22 protein-coding genes and 1 pseudogene are annotated in these 15,444 nt (G+C 62.2%); 14 read left to right on the top strand and 9 right to left on the bottom strand.

The features are described from left to right. Positions 1-104 precede the first annotated feature (104 nt). A complete protein-coding gene (locus tag ASE63_RS19370) occupies positions 105-329 on the bottom strand; it encodes a hypothetical protein (protein WP_056805115.1) in 225 nt (74 codons plus the stop codon). Between ASE63_RS19370 and ASE63_RS19365 the strand changes: the two genes are divergently transcribed. After that, on the top strand, positions 309-944 hold the full coding sequence (locus ASE63_RS19365; protein WP_082610127.1) for a GDSL-type esterase/lipase family protein: 636 nt from the start codon (positions 309-311) through the stop codon (positions 942-944). The two genes, ASE63_RS19370 and ASE63_RS19365, sit on opposite strands and share 21 nt — an antisense overlap. Here the strand turns inward: ASE63_RS19365 and ASE63_RS27475 are convergent. Beyond that, positions 910-1,164, bottom strand: a complete 255-nt coding sequence (locus tag ASE63_RS27475) for a hypothetical protein (RefSeq protein WP_156410481.1) — start codon at positions 1,162-1,164, stop codon at positions 910-912. The genes ASE63_RS19365 and ASE63_RS27475 overlap by 35 nt on opposite strands. 113 nt (positions 1,165-1,277) lie before the next feature. On the opposite strand from ASE63_RS27475, the gene ASE63_RS19360 reads away from it, so the two are divergent. The 7 genes from ASE63_RS19360 (at position 1,278) to ASE63_RS19330 (ending at position 6,314) form a co-directional block, all read left to right on the top strand. After that, positions 1,278-2,015, top strand: a complete 738-nt coding sequence (locus tag ASE63_RS19360) for a peptidoglycan-binding protein (protein WP_056805110.1) — start codon at positions 1,278-1,280, stop codon at positions 2,013-2,015. A 290-nt stretch (positions 2,016-2,305) separates the two neighbouring features. After that, entirely contained in the window at positions 2,306-2,620 is a 315-nt protein-coding gene (locus ASE63_RS19355; protein WP_056805108.1) for a hypothetical protein, read from the top strand. 3 nt (positions 2,621-2,623) lie between these two features. Beyond that, a complete protein-coding gene (locus tag ASE63_RS19350) occupies positions 2,624-2,938 on the top strand; it encodes a hypothetical protein (protein WP_056805105.1) in 315 nt (104 codons plus the stop codon). Positions 2,939-2,964: 26 nt separating this feature from the next. After that, positions 2,965-3,309 (top strand): hypothetical protein, encoded by a 345-nt coding sequence (locus ASE63_RS19345; RefSeq protein WP_156410480.1) that lies wholly within the window; start codon positions 2,965-2,967, stop codon positions 3,307-3,309. After that, a complete protein-coding gene (locus tag ASE63_RS19340) occupies positions 3,309-3,785 on the top strand; it encodes a hypothetical protein (RefSeq protein WP_056805103.1) in 477 nt (158 codons plus the stop codon). The genes ASE63_RS19345 and ASE63_RS19340 overlap by 1 nt, the downstream gene beginning before the upstream one ends. Before the next feature lie 643 nt (positions 3,786-4,428). Beyond that, a complete protein-coding gene (locus tag ASE63_RS19335; RefSeq protein ID WP_156410479.1) occupies positions 4,429-4,674 on the top strand; it encodes a hypothetical protein in 246 nt (81 codons plus the stop codon). A gap of 1,337 nt (positions 4,675-6,011) precedes the next feature. After that, entirely contained in the window at positions 6,012-6,314 is a 303-nt protein-coding gene (locus ASE63_RS19330) for a hypothetical protein (protein WP_210169324.1), read from the top strand. 117 nt (positions 6,315-6,431) lie between these two features. On the opposite strand, the gene ASE63_RS19325 is transcribed toward ASE63_RS19330, so the two are convergent. The 7 genes from ASE63_RS19325 to ASE63_RS19295 are packed head-to-tail and all read right to left on the bottom strand — an operon-like array spanning position 6,432 to position 9,030. Then, the gene (locus tag ASE63_RS19325) at positions 6,432-6,686 is read right to left on the bottom strand and encodes a hypothetical protein (RefSeq protein ID WP_056805097.1); all 255 of its coding nucleotides are present in this window, start codon (positions 6,684-6,686) and stop codon (positions 6,432-6,434) included. 23 nt (positions 6,687-6,709) lie between these two features. Then, on the bottom strand, positions 6,710-7,051 hold the full coding sequence (locus ASE63_RS19320; RefSeq protein ID WP_056805093.1) for a hypothetical protein: 342 nt from the start codon (positions 7,049-7,051) through the stop codon (positions 6,710-6,712). Next, positions 7,051-7,326: a hypothetical protein gene (locus tag ASE63_RS19315; protein ID WP_056805090.1), complete on the bottom strand. Its 276-nt coding sequence runs from the start codon at positions 7,324-7,326 to the stop codon at positions 7,051-7,053. The genes ASE63_RS19320 and ASE63_RS19315 overlap by 1 nt, the downstream gene beginning before the upstream one ends. 53 nt (positions 7,327-7,379) lie before the next feature. After that, positions 7,380-7,586 carry a hypothetical protein gene (locus ASE63_RS19310; RefSeq protein WP_056805086.1) on the bottom strand — a complete coding sequence of 69 codons (207 nt, stop codon included), beginning with the start codon at positions 7,584-7,586 and terminating at the stop codon, positions 7,380-7,382. Positions 7,587-7,589: 3 nt separating this feature from the next. Further along, positions 7,590-7,802 (bottom strand): hypothetical protein, encoded by a 213-nt coding sequence (locus ASE63_RS19305; protein ID WP_056805083.1) that lies wholly within the window; start codon positions 7,800-7,802, stop codon positions 7,590-7,592. A 4-nt stretch (positions 7,803-7,806) separates the two neighbouring features. After that, positions 7,807-8,079, bottom strand: a complete 273-nt coding sequence (locus ASE63_RS19300) for a DUF1488 domain-containing protein (protein ID WP_082610126.1) — start codon at positions 8,077-8,079, stop codon at positions 7,807-7,809. Between the two features lie 27 nt (positions 8,080-8,106). Next, positions 8,107-9,030 (bottom strand): beta-1,6-N-acetylglucosaminyltransferase, encoded by a 924-nt coding sequence (locus ASE63_RS19295; protein ID WP_056805079.1) that lies wholly within the window; start codon positions 9,028-9,030, stop codon positions 8,107-8,109. 300 nt (positions 9,031-9,330) lie between these two features. Here ASE63_RS19295 and ASE63_RS28535 point away from each other — a divergent pair. The 6 genes and pseudogenes from ASE63_RS28535 to rfbD form a co-directional block, all read left to right on the top strand. Beyond that, positions 9,331-9,510: pseudogene (locus ASE63_RS28535) on the top strand (SOS response-associated peptidase); the annotation flags it as partial. Between the two features lie 452 nt (positions 9,511-9,962). Then, positions 9,963-11,312 (top strand): nucleotide sugar dehydrogenase, encoded by a 1,350-nt coding sequence (locus ASE63_RS19290; RefSeq protein WP_056805076.1) that lies wholly within the window; start codon positions 9,963-9,965, stop codon positions 11,310-11,312. A 68-nt stretch (positions 11,313-11,380) separates the two neighbouring features. Beyond that, on the top strand, positions 11,381-12,577 hold the full coding sequence (locus ASE63_RS27470) for a glycosyltransferase (protein ID WP_156410478.1): 1,197 nt from the start codon (positions 11,381-11,383) through the stop codon (positions 12,575-12,577). Positions 12,578-12,913: 336 nt separating this feature from the next. Next, positions 12,914-13,969, top strand: a complete 1,056-nt coding sequence (gene rfbB / locus ASE63_RS19280) for a dTDP-glucose 4,6-dehydratase (protein WP_056805070.1) — start codon at positions 12,914-12,916, stop codon at positions 13,967-13,969. Between the two features lie 18 nt (positions 13,970-13,987). Beyond that, on the top strand, positions 13,988-14,545 hold the full coding sequence (rfbC, locus tag ASE63_RS19275) for a dTDP-4-dehydrorhamnose 3,5-epimerase (protein WP_056805066.1): 558 nt from the start codon (positions 13,988-13,990) through the stop codon (positions 14,543-14,545). Between the two features lie 5 nt (positions 14,546-14,550). Further along, a complete protein-coding gene (rfbD, locus tag ASE63_RS19270; RefSeq protein WP_056805062.1) occupies positions 14,551-15,444 on the top strand; it encodes a dTDP-4-dehydrorhamnose reductase in 894 nt (297 codons plus the stop codon).

The following is a 15,444-nucleotide window of genomic DNA, read 5'->3' as shown; positions in this document are numbered from 1 at the left end:
TACAAGGTTGCCAACGGTAACGGCCTTACTGAGCCGCAGGCCGGCTCAGGCCGCTATGTCGATCCGGTGCTGGTCGATCCGATCCGCCATCCTGCCTTCGGCGTCTATCTCACAGCGAGCGGTGTTAAGGTCACCTCGCCGTCTGCTTCTGATCCGGGAAATAGCGGGTCTGCGTTGGCAAAGGAGATCAACATCGAGCCGAGCCAGGAACTGCGCTTTTCCTTCGTGGCAACAAGTTCGCCGTCCGCTTCGCCAAGCTCAATGTTGATCCGGCGGGCACCTTCGATGTCGTCGTCGATGGTGTCCCGGTGTCTGAAGATATCTCGCATTATCAATCGCCCGCAGCCTTTGGGTTTTCGGAGCTTGTGGAGGTTGATTTTGGTCGCCACGATGTCCGGATCATCAATCATTCCACGTCGATCGCGCTGCGCCTGGAGGCGATCGAGCATTATCGATCCGTCGAGGTCCTCAATCAGGGCCTCATCGGTACGGCGTCAGGCCAGTGGCTCTCGGGCGGCGCGTTACTGTCTGGCGCCGTCCCGGCGGGCGCAACCCACGCGATGATCATGCTCGGGACGAACGACCGCAACACGACCGCCGCCCCGCGTCAGCCGAGCAAGGTGGCCGATAACGTCGAGTCGATCGTGACCTGGCTGCTGGCCAATCGCGCGGGTATCCAGCCGATCGTCTACTCGCCTCCGCTCGCCAGAGGTAACAGCGAGCAGGGCGGGTCCGGCACGTTTTATTTCACCGCCTCGGAAGTCGGCCGTGCATTGGGCGCTATGTGCGCCCGCAAGGGTTACGCCTTCGTCGATTTCAATGCGGCTTTGTCTGCCGATGACCTCGCCGGCATCGACCCGCTCGTGAGCGACGATCTGCACCTCGGCGATGCCGGTCATCTGGCACGCTTCAGACTCGATGCCCGGTTGTTGACGACGGGATGAGCGGCTCGGGCGGGATGTCGCTTGCCGAGAAATCAGGATCGGTGGCTCTATAGAAGGCGGATTTCTGTTGCATGGTGTCTTCCAGGGCCCCAATGACGTCCTCGGCGACATCCGAGAAGATCGTGGCCCGGAGAGTTGATGCATCGTCACCTTTAAGGCGCTCTGCCTCAGCGCGTTCTTGAAGCCGCTCATGGAGCTTCAGGTGAGAACTACGATCCATAACGATCTTCCTCCGCACGCATAGTTCGCGGGATCTTGTCTTTTTGTCCAGCCGCCCTCTGAGGCGTTGTCCAGCCGCCCTCTGAGGCGGCTTTTCCATGCCCGGAGCATCCCATGGACGCGACCGCCATCCAGCGGGCGCTGATCGCGCTCGGCTATTCGCTTGTCGCCGATGGGATCATGGGCCCGAAGACGCGGACGGCGATCCAGGCGTTCCAGAGGGGGCAGGGTCTCGCGGTGGACGGCATCGTCGGGCCGCTGACGATCGCGGCGCTGCAGGCTGCGGGAAACAAGAAGCCGGATCAGGCGGGGGGGACGGGGGGCGTTCTTCCGCCTGACTGGCTGCCACCAGCTCGGATGTCGCGCGTCATCCTTCACTGGACGGCCGGCAGCCACCGAGCTTCCTCGCTCGACCGGAGCCATTACCATATCCTGATCGAGGCCGACGGCGCTTTAGTGAGAGGGAATCCATCGATTGCCCTGAACGACGCCGGCGGCACTAAAAAGGGGTACGCCGCGCACACCCTCAACTGCAACACCGGCTCGATCGGCGTGGCGCTGTGCTGCATGGCCGGCGCGGTCGAGAGTCCCTTCAAGCCCGGCTCGGCGCCGATGACGCGGGCGCAGTGGGAGATGCTGCCGCGCGTCGTGGCCAACCTCTGCCGGCGCTACGGTATCCCGGTCACGCCGAAGACAGTGCTCTCACATGCCGAGGTCCAGGCGAACCTGGGCATCAAGCAGAAGGGTAAGTGGGACATTTCCCGCCTATCCTTCGATCCGGCAGTGGTCGGACCGAAGGCGTGTGGGGACATCATGCGCGATCGCGCCTCCGATCTATTGCGCTCGATCTAACGAAATGGATCGCATCAACACCACGGTTCGGGTTGAAAGATCAGCAATGTGAAAGTTATCGTTGCTTTCAACCAAATGATAATCGCTTTTGAATCTGCGAAGTTCGGCCAGTTTAGCCGCAATTTGTTTTTTCAGGCGCTCGCGTCTGGCGTAGTGAGAAGCAGTGAAACCATTCTTCATAGCGAACGCCCCGGTTTGTCCCCCGCTAGACACTAGATCCGGCAGCTAACGCAAGTCACCCGACTTTGGTCGGTTAATCTTTTACCTCATCAACAACGTTGGAGAACCGCATGAACCGCATCCTAGCGGCGCTGGCGCTTGCCTGCGCAGTCGCGCTCGCCGGCTGCCAGACCCTCACCGATCTCGACAACCGCGTCGCCGAAACGAGCTCGAGCCTCGCCGCGCGCTGCGGCGAACTGAAGACCGCCGTCCTCCTCGTCGACGTGTTCGCGCCGGAGAGCGTCCGCGCCGCGGCCCGCAAGGGCGAAGTCGCGCTGAACCGCTTCTGCGCGAAGCCGCCGACCACCGTCGCGGAGCTCACCATCGCCGTCGGCGAAATCATCCAGGCGCAGCAGGCGCTCGGCGCTGCGAAGAAGGGGGCCTGAGCCATGCTGAAGCTCCTCACCAGCGAGCAATTCTGGTCGCTCGTCCGCACCACGATCCAGAGCGTCGGCGCTTCGCTTGCCGTCCTTGGCCTGGCACATCCGGAGACGGTCGAGCAGATCCTGGGCGTCACTGCCGCGACGCAGGTTTTCGTCGGCGCGGCCGCGAACCTCGGCACCACCGTCTACAGCCTATACATCCGGCGCCGGAACGGCCTCATCGCTACCGCCGCCGCGGCGCTGCCAAATGATCGTGACCGGATCGTCACTTCGCCCGAGATCGCGGCGGCGATCCCCGATCCCAAAGTCGTCGCTCGCTGATCGCGCCGCCGGCCGGAGCCTTGCCCATGCCTGAAAGAACGCCTCCGGCCATGCTCCCCGGCGACACCGTCCTCTATGCCTCCGACATCGAGCGGATGATCTCCGCCGCCGCCATGACCGCCGCCAGAGCGGTCCGTGACGATGCGATCAAAGCCGGCGATGTCGAGGAGATGGTCGAAGAGGGGATCAAGCGCTTCCTCGACAAGGTCGGGATCGACGACATCCCGGCCTTTCGGAAGGACCTCACCGCGATGCGCGCAGCGCGGGAGACCCGCGAGGCACTGATCAGCCACGGGCTCAAGGCGGTCGTCACGGTCCTGCTCGGCGGAATCGGCACGGCTATCTGGCTCGCCATCAAGGGAGCGAAGTGATGCTGAGCGCACGCACCGCGACGGCCGTCGGCGTCTGGGCCGTGGCCGGTGTCATCGGCACCACCCTGTTCCTCTATGCGACGCCTGCGCTGGAGGCACGGATCGCTCCGGTGCTGACGGAGCAGTCGGTCGAGTTCGATGACGACGACCGGTCGCCGGGCCGGATGTGCTGGACATGGATCTGGACGAAGGCGCGCTATGCACAGCCGATCGTCGTGTCCTGGGCCCTCACGGTCGATGGGACGGCCGTTGAGTTCCCGGCAATCACCGAGCGCCGGCGCGACGGGCAGGTGCTGCGCAACCCCCAAGCGAGCTCAATCGGGCCCGGCCGCAACGAACTCTGCGTGTCGATCCCGAGCGACATCGACCGCGTCCCCGGCCTCACCATCAGGGGCCAGATCAACTACCGGATGCCGCACGGCCTCTGGACGATCTGGCAGGAGCTGCCAGTCATCCGCATCCCGCCATTGTCTTGAACCGCCGCTCGGCATGGAGCGACGGCAAGTTTCTCACTCTACCGGCTGGATTTCAGTAGCGGTGCGAGTCGACGATGCGGCAGTCCGTTCCGCGCTGGCGCCGGCATCCGGCAATCGCTTCCATTTCAGCTTCCCGAATGGAGCGCACTCGCGCCTTCCAAGCACACGCGCCATTCCTGCCTAGGGCAAAGGCTTTAGGGCCGGCTTGCATGTCATAGCGCGAGTATAGATCCTTGCACTTGTAGCCCATTCCGCGCGGCATCGCGACCGCGGACGAACTCACCGCAAACAACGCAACCAATCCGAATCCAACTGCCATAATTTTCACGATAAATCTCCACATTCCTGCCGCACTTCGTCTTTGGAAGAACGACGACCGTACGTCAAGGCTGCCGGGGCATACCGACATCACGGGGGGCAAGAGCGGTCTACTCGTCACGGTGAAGTTGGTCGGCAGGACTGCGCCGCATCCTCGTGTCCGATCGCCTCGCCCTCGTAAGGGGCGGCCCTCCTTGGGCGTTTCCTCCCTAAACTCGGGCCGGTCATCCTTCGGAGTGGCCGGCCTTTTTCGTTTCAGCGGCCTCTTGCAGGGTGCGTTTTTTCTCCTAAACTTTTGCCGTTCGTGTTGCCCATGGAGGGGGAAATGCCCTTTTCATCATTGAGTGACCCGTCCGACCTGGCGCGGGCCTACGCCGTGATGGACGCCGCATGGAATGAGGTCGAAGACAGCGTGCCTGAAGCCAAACGCGAGGCTGAGCGGTTGAGGCTGGCCTACTTGATCGCCGGCTGCGCGCCGTCAGCTCTCGACGAGGACGATCTCAAGCGGAACGTCCTGCTTCTTTACAGAGCGCGCGCTTCCCAGACGATGGGCGTTCAGGGTGTTCGATAATCTGGGAACCATAGACAGCGAGTGAGGTTTACAGACCGCGCCGGCTCGCTGGCGCCGTGTGGTTTGTCGCTTCCCCCAACAGCAGGGCACTCACACGCTCTACCGCCGATCAGGATGCGAGCCGCGGATGTAACGGTGGTGTCGGGTTGTGCGGTAGCAGAATTCAGTAGCTGCCGTTCGCCTCGCGCGACGACGGTCAGAGGCCCGGTTCCCCGAAAGGAGGCCGGGCCTTTTTCGTGCCGGCTGCACGATGATCGCCGCCGGATCGCGCTATCTATTCATTCTGTTTGCGTCCGCGAAAGGTCTACCTGTCTGCGCTGGAGCAGGTTATTTTTCTAGATTTGGAGTGAAACGTAAGGGGCAATCTGCTAAAACTGACAAAAAGCTATTATATGCGCGCGAAAATTGATCCTAACTTTAACATCGAGAACTATTTTTGGCCGTTTCAAATGCGCCGCTTGTATTTCCCTCATTTTGCGCGCCTGATGATATCGGCGCTGCCTTTCCTGCGTTCTCCAGACGGAAAGGACGGCCCAAAATAGACCGGACCCGGCGAAGCGGACATAATCCAATCACTGAGATGCTGAACCGACTTGCCGCGGGGAAGCCTGTCGACAGATCCAAGGAAAAACACAAAAGCTCGCCGACTCAGATCGGCAATCCGGCGACGGTGGCCGCGGACTGCGACAAACACGCTTCCGCTCAACCAGAGCCAAAATAGCGAGTTCCCTAACCACCGGGCTGACTTGGAGAGCGCTCTAGCTAGGTGAGCACTCGAACACCGATCGTCCGACTAGAAAGCACTGCGAACCGGTGTCGCTGATCTACCTGCAGTCTTAGGCGGATGTGGCGGGCCAGGTGCTCGACCAACGAAAGCTCGGCCAATGGCGTCGTGGTTTACAGGATGGTTAACCCGACGACCTGGCGAGAGCGGCGGATTGTCGGAAGATCGTGTGTTCAACGGAGAGGCAGCCGCGCGCATCGTCGAGGCGATGTCGATACAAGAGATCGAAGACATCGCTGCCTCCTGTGATGAGGCCGCCTGTTATTCAGATATTCGAGCGGAGGCGGTCGCGTCATTCCAGCGAATTGCCACTGCTCTTCGCGCGAGAGATGAGCTGAGCTTCCCACCCAGCCGCTAGATGCCCCGTTCCTCCGTACGTCGGTGGGCAACCACTGGCCGGGTGAAGCGGCCGGCGGGAAGGTCGTGGTCCCACCAATCTAAGCTCGGGAGTTAGCGTCGCTCTCTCACACTCGACACCGGAAATGACGCCTGCGGCATCGTGAAGCCACAAAGCTGGAGATACGAGATGCCTTGCGGAAGTGGTACGCTTCTCTTGGGCAATGCGGGCCGGATTCCCGTCGATTACCACTTCGCAAGCGACTGCGACGACCTATGTGTGGGCTCGCTGCTGTTCAATGTAGCCATGATCGACTCTGCGGCATTCGCAGGTCGTGTGATGCTTTTGTGCGAAGGTGGCGCCGCGTTGGTCCTGGCCGTCGTCAGTATCGGTGATCAACGCTTGGAGGTGATTGGTCGGCGAGTGCTGGCAATTCGAGGAACAGCCCCCGAGCGCGATACCTTTTCGGCGAACGAAGCGGACAGCGGCGACGCCGACGCTAATGTCACTTCGATGTGAAGGAACAAGCGCATCGCGGCTTCGCCGTGTATCCGTGCCGAGCGGTTTCCGGCGTATGCGCGATAACCCCTACTACCACTTGGGCCGTGCCCTTTCGGGGCCGGCCCTTTTTTCGCTTCAGCGCACTGCCACCAGCGCCGCATAGCGATCAATCTCGGCCCGCAGCCGCGCCGCGGCGGCATCACCCCGGATTTGTTTGATGCCCCGCAGTTCGTCTTTCACGCCGTTCAGCGCCTGGTTGCGCTTCGTGAGCGGCATTTCGGCGAGGAACTTCACCTCGCACTCTTCCTTCCATTCCTCGGACCAGGTGTTGACCTCTCGGCCGGCGAGGAAAGAATAGACGCGGGGCGGGTTCTCGGGCGGGTAAGGCATCGTCGAATCTCCTCACTGCCTGCTTAGGCAATCCGGTTTTTCAGCGCTGCCAGCCATTCCATGTGCTGGATTTGCAGGCGCCAACCTTGGTCGCCGATGGCCGGCCGCACCCGATCCCAGGCCGCGCGGAAGGCGGCCATCGCCGCCTCGCGGCCCGCTTCCTCGCCCGAAAGCCCTGTGAGCCCGTTGGTCCGATCATCAGCGTGAATATGCATCACCCAGCGCCATGTCCGCGGCTCATCAGATCGCCCTTGGTGCTGGACGATGACGCCGACCGAATAGCCTTCGCAGTACACCGACCAGCGCAGATCGGGGTCGTCGTGTGGGAAATTAAGCGGCTGCCGGCGAAGGGGCAGCCCCGGCATCACAGCGCTCGGATTTGCTCTTCAAACTCCTCCGGGATCGCGCCGTGACGCGCCAGCACGTCGAGCGCGCTGACCTCGCCGGTTTCGTCGTCGGCGGTGACGTGGATCACCGCGCCACCCTCGGCCGTGCGGCCCAGCCGCTCGCCTTCGTTGAGGGCGTGATGCTTCGTCTTGGCAGGCACGCGCTGGCGTGGAACCAGACGCTTTCGATGCGTCTTGAAGGGCTGGAGGAAGAACGTCTCGACGCTGGAGTCGGGCGCACAGACGCCAAACACTCCACGCTCTCGACCTCTAGCGAGCTGAGATGAACCGCATCGACGCTTTGGCGTTAGGGCTTTTCCGATGCCAATGCGGAGACCGTGCATCCCACGGCCGCCGCCTCCAACCGCAATGCCCTCAGCCGAGCAGTCTTCTCATCACGAGCTTGAACGAGAAGTTCTGTCTCGGACATGATCCTGGCCTGGACTGACGTGCGGTTCTGAACCTTCAGAAACGCATTGTCGGCATCGACGCGCAGTTTCGATTTTGACGTCATGACTTACGCCTCCGCTCCGCTACCGCCGGATTCGTCGATTTCGTGATGATCGATTGCGCGCTCGCGCCCATCGGGGCCACGGACGCGGTACTGTTCCTCCCTGTTGTCGCGCGCTGGCATCAGCCGCGTGATCTCGAAAGGGCCGACCCGAGGCTGGTTCGCAAAATCTCGCGTCAGTTCGACGAGATCACCTGTCTTGTAGGGTGCGCGCGACATTTTCTCAGCCCTTGCTCACGTCGGCTGCGGTGATGCGGTGATAGGCGCCTTTGCGGCGGCCATAGGCCGTCGCTGCCGCGTTTAGGATGGCGTCGCGATGGCTGTCGAAAATCGCCAACATCTGCGCCTCGCCATCACCGGTCACCGCTCCGAGCGTGCGCAGCGCATCGACCTCGATCTGGAAGGCGATCTCCAGCGAGGTGTCCGAACCCCAGAAGCTGATGCAAGAACGGCCGGCATCGAAACTGCGGACCGGATTGGGAAAGTTCAGTGCCATGATGATCTCTCTGTTCTCCGCTGCGGCTCAGGACGCCACGAAGGCGGCCTGCGTGACCGGCACAGAGTGATGAACCGGGATGGGAGCAAGCGGCCGCGTTGGCACGTGGAGCAGCGCGTCGTCCGTGCGCAGGCGGTCGTCGATCATGTCGAGGATCTCGTCATCGACGGTTGAGTCGAACTTGCGGGCGAAGAGACACGGGCTTGCCAGCAGCTCCGTTGCGTCTTCCGCGGTAAACGTCCGCGGGCGCAGCTTGATGTCACCATCGGGAACCCAGTCGATCATGCGCAGGTCGTCGTTGACGATTTCGCCATGACCTGCGGTGTTCATCATCACTGTCTGGAAGAAGCCCTCATCCGGAATGAAGGTGTTGCGATAGAAGGCCTTATAGCGTTTTGCCTGCGGATCATGAGAGACGAATTCGCAGAAGCGCCGGCTGACGATCATCCACTGGTTGCCAATGTAGGGCGAGACGCCGGACATGAAAGAGTGCGGGAACGGCGTCCTGACGATGCGCTTCTCGAACTCAACGACATAGCGACCGACGCGCTGCATGGTCTCGGGCCGCGCCTTGCGCTGGTCGAGGACCTTGATGAACTCCTTGCCGCGATTGCGCTTCAGGAAGGTCGCAATCTCCTCCTGGCTCTTGAGCGGGTAGTCTTGCCCGCTCAGGTTGATGAAGAATTCCCAGTTCGCGCCCATTTCCAGAAGCTGCGCTATGCCACGTAGCTCGGCATCAACGAGACTGTAGCCGCCCCAAAGTGCGCGGCGCCCCTCAAGGACTGCACTGTTGGAAAAATAGCTCAAGAAATGGCGAATATTGTTTTCCAGTTCAGGGCCAGAATTCTTGTCTATATGGATCAAATAATGATTCTTTGGATCGTAAATCGACTTGAACATGCGCTTGAACTGCGCGGAGTATCGATGAACTAGAACAAGGTAAGCTATCAAACGCTGAAATTACTTAGGTGAGAGGCAACACTTCATAAAATTAGCTAGCTTCCGGCAGTCAAGCTCACCTAAACGACGCCGTCCCACATCGAGTAGGCGGCGCGAACGCCGGTCGGCCGCGCATACGCACGCCCCTCGCTCCGAAAGGAGCTTAGCAATGCCGATGTTGTCTCGAGGCTGGCCGTCCCGGAGCAGATCAACCGCAATGGCGGCTTGCTCTCGACGACCCCGATTCGAACATGGGGCGGGACCCGCGTGATTGTAAGGGCCGCGTGGGGACAAGCGGCCGCAGAAAGAACAGTCCATCCGAAAGTGATGCCGGTTATCCTGACCACGCCGGAGGATTGCGAGACGTGGATGACGGCGCCGTGGGAGCAGGCGATTGTGCTTCAACGCCCGCTGACGGATGGCTCGCTCCAGATAAGTGGTTTGTCCACAGCGGTCGATGGGGAACGCGAGCCGGAAATCGCGGGACTTTAGTACCGCTTCCCAAGCTGAATGTCGTCGGTTCGATCCCGATCGCCCGCTCCAAAATCCCTTGGAACGTCAGCCTGTTACGACGGCCTACCGCTGATCTTGTGACAATCCAGCCTGACGAAACGCAGCTATCGCCGCCCATCGCGCCGCTGCCGTCCTCGACCGGCGCGATGGGCCTGCGTCGTGCGCGCCGGGGCTGCACGACAATCAACTTTCGGATGTTCAGGCAACGCCGGAGTTATGCGTCTACCTCGAAGCAGTTGACGAGGATGCCTCGGTGGATCTCCTGCACGAACGGCTGGTTTTCGTGCGGAAAGCGGCCCTCGGGCCGAGCTTGATTCTCGAGGCTGGCCCGAACGGGAAAGACATGCGATGGGGCGACGCACAACGCATATTCTGTGCGCCAGCGGGCCGCAGGAACCGCCGGCGACCAGGCCCATCCGGAAGCGAGTACCATGACTGACAGTGTTGGGGATGATCTCGCGAACAGCCTGCTGCAACGGCTGAGGGATGGCAGCTTCAAGGTCGGCATCATCGGTTTGGGATATGTCGGCCTCCCGCTCGCCTTGGCGGTGGCGCGCGCCAACCTTACGGTGGTCGGGTTCGATATCAACGCGGCGCGGGTGCGCGAAATCAACAGCGGGCATCCCGGCATCAAGCATATCGCCGCCGCCGATCTGGTCTCTGCCATCTACGCAGGACGCTTTTCGGCCACCGACGACTTCTCGCGTCTCCACGAGCCCGATGGCTTGGTGATCTGCGTGCCGACTCCGCTGACCCGAAATCGCGAACCCGATTTGAGTTTCGTCACCCAAACTGCAGAAGTGATCGCGAAACAACTGCGCAGGGGCCAATTCGTCGCTCTCGAGTCCACGACCTATCCCGGGACGACCGAGGAGGTCATCAGGCCGATCCTGGAGCGGACCGGCTTGAAGAGTGGAGCGGATTTCTATCTCGCATATTCGCCTGAGCGGGAGGATCCCGGCAATCCGCATTTCGAGACCGCCTCGATTCCCAAGGTCGTCGGAGGCGACGGTGCGGAGGCATTGCGCGTTGCAGAAGCGTTCTACGGGCAGTTCATCGTGAAGACCGTCGCCGTCTCGTCGACGGGCACGGCGGAGGCCGTCAAACTGACCGAGAACATCTTTCGGTCGGTCAATATCGCGCTCGTCAACGAGCTCAAGGTGATCTTCGCGGCCATGGGGATCGACATCTGGGAGGTGATCGACGCCGCCAAGACCAAGCCCTTCGGCTTCATGCCGTTCTATCCAGGCCCCGGGCTGGGCGGCCATTGCATCCCGATAGACCCGTTCTACCTGTCTTGGAAGGCGCGTGAATTCGACATCACGGCGCGCTTCATCGAACTTGCGGGCGAAATCAACACGGCCATGCCGCGCCTCATTGTCGAAAAACTGGCGCAGGAGCTGGACCGACGCTTCGAACGCGGCCTGAACGGGGCCAGAATCCTGATTATCGGCGTCGCCTACAAGAAGAACGTCGACGATATGCGCGAGAGCCCTTCCCTGAGACTGATCGAGCTATTGGAGCAGCGCGGCGCGAGCGTCGACTATCACGATCCCCACGTCCCGGTGATCCCTCGGACGCGTGAGCACGCCGAACTGGCCGGACGCTGTTCCACGTCTATCGAGCCAGGTGCTGTAGCGAGCTACGATGCTCTGCTGATTGCAACGGATCATGATGTCGTCGATTACACGGCCCTGGTCGCAGGGGCTAAACTCGTTGTCGACACGCGTAATGCGTGTGCGCGCAGCGGAATTTTTGCTGACAATGTCGTAAAGGCATGACGCCCAATGCTCGGAGCCACCGCCCGAGCTGGTGAAGAGCGTTCTTCCGGGGCCGGGCCAAGGCGGGCTTGAACGTCGACGCGGTTGCGAGTCGATTCCGACGCATCCGTTATCTGCCAAAGGACCTCAATTGCGCGTCCCGCACGCTGAAAGGCGCATTTGCCTTTGACGATGGCTGGGGCTGTTCAAATTGCGCCAGGCCCTTTCGCCCTCTTCTGCCCCGAATTCGAATGATCGGTGCAATTTTTACCGGCATCCGCTCCAGGCACCAAAACAGCGGCAGACGCCGCAGCGTCAAGGTTGATGTTGCATCGCGGATGGGGATATTGCCTACCGCATTCGGTAGGGATGGCAGCGCAATGACACCGCAGGACGTGCAGATGCGAGGCGCGCGCGCCTGCGCGGCGGTGGTGCTATACCGACCCGACCCGCTCTTGCTTGTGCGACAGGCCGAAGGACTGCGCGGCTGTCCGCTTTTTGCTTTTGCGAATGGGCCTGTCGATGTCGAGGCCATCGAGGCCCTTGCTCCAACGGCTCTCCGGTTGTTGTCGAGCCCGAAGAATGTCGGCCTGGCGCGCGGCCTCAATGCCGTGATGGAAGCGGCTGCACATGAAGGCTTCACCCATGTGATGCTGCTCGATCAGGATAGCGAACCGCCGACCGGCATTCTTGAGACCCTGACCGAGCGCTCTCTCGCCTTGGAGAGCCAGGGGGAGAAGATCGCGGTGCTGGCCCCACGCCTCGTGCCGCCGCAGGACGGCTTCTACAAGCCGCTCCGCTATGAATGGCGTGGCAAGCCCCGCGCGGACGGTCTTGCTGCAGTCGATTTTGCACCGACCTCCGGCTCGGTGGTAAGCGTCGGCGCCTATGAAGCGGTCGGCCCCTTCAGGGATGATTTCTTCATCGCCGGCATCGATGTCGAATGGGGGTTCCGGGCCTGGGATCGTGGCTGGGGCTCGCATATCGCGACCGATCTCGCGGTGCCGCATCGCTGGGGAGAGGCGGTCAGCCAAGATGAATTGGGCAAGGCCCAAATCCTGCGCCACTCCCCGGTCCGCAACTATTATTACGCGCGCAACGTGATCGCGACGGCGCGCCTTCGCCATGTGCCGCTGCGCTGGCGGGCGAAGTCCTGCGCAGGACTCTTCGCGCAGATCGGCCTTCTTGCCTTGAAGGGACAGCCTGGCTCGTTGAGACCCGTCCGTACCGGGCTTCACGACGGGTTCAGGGGCCGGCTTGGCCCGGCGCCTGCAAGCTTGGCTTGAAGGCATGGAGAGCCCATGCGCTGCGGCTCGGGGAGCCGTCGCTGTCCGGCTTCACGATGCCGTGCAGAGATGGTGAACGCGCTTTCCCTGCGCGAGGCACCGATCGCTCCAAAGATGCTGCAACAGACTATGTCCGCGGCGCGTTCCGGCGAGAGCGCCACCCCCGCATTTTCGCCTTACCAAACGGGCAACGAAACCGCCGAACCCGACGAATCGCAATGTTTCCGACATCGCCTACGGCAATGGCAAATGCTTGACAGATCATGGGGCGGCTGCTTCTTCGCCACAGTCGGATTGCGGTTCTCATCAACTCTCGACCCTCCGGAGCGAAGCGGCGTGTCTCTGAAATTCCTCGTCACCGGCGGCGCCGGCTTCATCGGTTCGGCGGTGGTTCGAAAGCTGATCGGCGAGACGCAGAACAGCGTCTGCGTCGTCGACAAGCTCACCTATGCCGGCAACCTGGCTTCGCTCGCGCCTGTCTCCAGCAGCAACCGCTATCGCTTCGAGAAGGCCGATATCGGCGATGCCGATCGTATGCGCGCGATCTTTGCCGATTTCGATCCCGATATCGTCATGCATCTGGCCGCGGAAAGCCATGTCGATCGCTCGATCGACGGACCCGGCGATTTCATCCAGACGAATATCGTCGGCAGCTTCGCCCTGCTGCAGGAAGCGTTGCGCCACTGGCGCGGGCTTGATGAGGCCCGCAAGGCCGGCTTCCGCTTCCACCATATCTCGACCGACGAGGTCTTCGGGTCGCTCGGCGCCGAGGGCCTCTTCCGCGAGGACACAGCCTATCAGCCGAATTCGCCTTACTCGGCCTCCAAGGCAGCTTCCGACCATCTCGCTCGCGCCTGGCACCACACCTATGGCCTGCCGGTCGTAATGACCAATTGCTCGAACAACTACGGTCCTTACCACTTCCCCGAGAAGCTGATCCCGCTGATGATCATCAATGCTCTCGAGGGCAAACCGCTGCCCGTTTACGGAAACGGCCTGAATGTGCGCGACTGGCTCTATGTGGACGATCATGCCGACGCGCTTTTGACCGTCGCGACGAAGGGCACCGTCGGCGAAACGTATAATATCGGAGGCCATAACGAGATGGCCAATATCGATGTGGTCAAGGGCATCTGCGCCACTCTGGACGAACTGCGGCCCGACCCGGCCGGCCCGCATGCGCGGTTGATCAATTATGTCACCGACCGTCCCGGCCATGATGCGCGCTACGCGATCGACGCGGGCAAGATCGGCCGCGAGCTCGGCTGGACGCCAAGGGAAACCTTCGAGACCGGTTTGCGCCGCACGGTTGAATGGTATCTGGCCAACCCGGCTTGGTGGGGCGACATCCGCTCGGGCGTCTATCGCGGCGAGCGCCTTGGCGCGGGCTGATCGGAACCGGAACACAGTATGTTGAGCGCCGAACCCACCGCCATCCCGGATGTGAAGATCATCACACCGAAGAGACATGGCGACCATCGCGGCTTCTTCTCCGAGGTCTACAAGCAATCCGACATGGCGGCGGCGGGCATCGACCTCGCTTTCGTCCAGGACAACCACTCGCTTTCCGCGCAGGTCGGCACATTGCGCGGCCTGCATTTCCAGTCAGCCCCCTTCGCACAGGACAAGCTCGTGCGCGTGACGAAGGGCCGTATCCTCGACATCGCCGTCGACATCCGCACATCCTCGCCGACTTTTGGACAGCACGTCGCGGTCGAGCTGTCGGCGGAGAATTGGCGCCAGATCCTGGTGCCCATCGGCTTCGCCCACGGCTTCGTCACGCTCGAGCCGGATACCGAGGTGCTCTACAAGGTCACGGCACCTTACGGCCCGGCCAATGATCATGGTCTCGCCTTCGACGATCCGGCGCTCGGCATCGACTGGCGTCTTCCGCATGGCGAGCTCGTGCTATCGGACAAGGATCGCAAGCATCCGCGCCTCGTCGATCTGCCGCGCTATTTCGGCTGACCGTCATGCGCATCGCGGTCACAGGACAGTCAGGCCAGGTCGTTCTCTCGATGCTGGAACGTGCCCCTGAAGGCGTGACGGTGGTCGCGCTCGGGCGCCCACACCTCGATCTCGAACGGCTCGAGTCGATCGCGCCTGCCATCACCGCCAGCCGGCCGGACGTCATCGTCAATGCCGCCGCCTTCACCGCCGTCGATCTGGCTGAGAGCCAGGAGGATGCCGCACGGCTGGCTAACGGCACGGCCGCGGGCGAAGTGGCAAAAGCCGCTGCCACCCTCGGCATCCCCGTCATCCAGATCTCGACCGACTACGTCTTCGACGGCTCGTTGGAGCGCCCCTATCGCGAGGACGATCCCGTCGCTCCGATCTCTGCATATGGCCGAAGCAAGCTCGAGGGCGAACGCTCGGTGGCGACGGCAACGCCCAATCACGCCATCCTGCGCACCGCCTGGGTCTACAGCCCCTTTGGCAAGAACTTCGTGCGCACCATGCTGCGGCTGGCCGAAACTCGCGACGAGGTCGGCGTCGTCGCCGATCAGGCCGGCAGCCCGAGCAGCGCACTCGACATTGCCGATGCGATCTTCGGCGTGGCGCGCAATCTGGCCGAGCGGCCGGGCGAGCCCACGCTCCGCGGCACCTTCCATATGGCCGCGCAAGGCGAGGCGGTCTGGGCCGACGTCGCCGCGCACATATTTGCCGAGCGTGAGGCACTGGGCGGCCCACCTGTGCGGGTCAAGCGCATCATGACCTCCGACTATCCGACGCCGGCCCGCCGGCCGGCAAACTCGCGCCTTGACTCCTCCAGGCTCGCGGAAATCCATGGTATCAGGCTGCCGCAATGGCAGGGCGCGCTTGCGACTTGCGTCCGCCGCCTCCTGACGAGCGCACAGACGGGATAG

Source organism: Allobosea sp. Root381 (genome assembly GCF_001429395.1).
Classification (GTDB): Bacteria; Pseudomonadota; Alphaproteobacteria; order Rhizobiales; family Beijerinckiaceae; genus Allobosea.
The sequence above is the reverse complement of the archived record's forward strand: the minus strand, read 5'-3'. Positions and strand labels throughout refer to the sequence as shown.